The sequence below is a fragment of the Ramlibacter agri genome (genome assembly GCF_012927085.1).
Lineage (GTDB): Bacteria > Pseudomonadota > Gammaproteobacteria > Burkholderiales > Burkholderiaceae_C > Ramlibacter > Ramlibacter agri.
This window is the reverse complement of the sequence record NZ_JABBFX010000012.1, coordinates 1-1106: the sequence shown is the minus strand read 5'-3', so window position 1 is coordinate 1106 and position 1106 is coordinate 1. Positions and strand designations below refer to the sequence as shown.

The window sequence follows — 1106 nt, the reverse complement described above, 5'->3', positions numbered from 1 at the left end:
TCCACCGTGCCGATGTCGGTGCGGCCGCAGAAAGCCATCGACAGGTCCAGCTCGTTGCGGATGATCGCCAGCGCCTTGTCGACGCCGGCCTCGCCCATCGCGCCCAGGCCATACAGCATGGCGCGGCCGATGTAGACGCCGCGCGCGCCCAGGGCCACGGCCTTCAGCACGTGCTGGCCCGAGCGGATGCCACCGTCCATGTGCACCTCGATCCGGTCGCCCACCGCGTCGGCGATGGCGGGCAGGGCGGAGATGGAGGAGGGCGCGCCATCGAGCTGGCGGCCGCCGTGGTTGGAGACGATGACCGCGTCGGCGCCGGAGTCGGCGGCCAGCTTGGCGTCCTCGAGGTCCTGCACGCCTTTCAGGATCAGCTTGCCGCCCCAGCGGCTCTTGATCCATTCGACGTCCGCCCAGGACAGGCGCGGGTCGAACTGCTTGGCCGTCCACTCGGACAGCGAACCCATGTTCTCGATGCCCTTGACGTGGCCGACGATGTTGCCGAACTGGCGGCGCCTGGTGCCCAGCATGCCCAGGCACCAGCGCGGTTTCGTCATCAGGTTCAGGACGTTCGCCGCGGTGAGCTTGGGCGGCGCCGACAGGCCGTTCTTCAGGTCCTTGTGGCGCTGGCCCAGGATCTGCAGGTCCAGCGTCACCACCAGGGCGGAGCAGCCGGCGGCCTTGGCGCGGTCGATCAGCGCCTCGATGAAGCCGCGGTCGCGCATCACGTACAGCTGGAACCAGAAGGGATGTCGGCCGGTGGCCTCCGCCACGTCCTCGATCGAGCAGATGCTCATGGTGGACAGGGTGAAGGGGATGCCGGCCTTCTTGGCCGCCTTCGCCGCCAGGATCTCGCCGTCGGCGTGCTGCATCCCGGTCAGGCCGGTCGGGGCGATCGCCACCGGCATGGCGACCTCCTGGCCGACCATGGTGGTGCGGGTGCTGCGGCCCTCCATGTTCACGGCCACCCGCTGGCGCAGCAGGATCTTCTCGAAGTCGGCTTCGTTGGCGCGGTAGGTGCTCTCCGTCCAGGAGCCGGAATCCGCGTAGTCATAGAACATGCGCGGCACGCGCTTCTGCGCCAGGACCCGCAGGTCCTCGATGTTGGT

General features: G+C 69.0%; 1 protein-coding gene. It reads right to left on the bottom strand.

Annotation, left to right across the window (positions count from 1 at the left end; translation table 11 throughout):
• Positions 1-1106 (bottom strand): alpha-hydroxy acid oxidase (locus HHL11_RS34110; RefSeq protein WP_169423092.1); only part of this gene is annotated, 1106 nt, incomplete at both ends.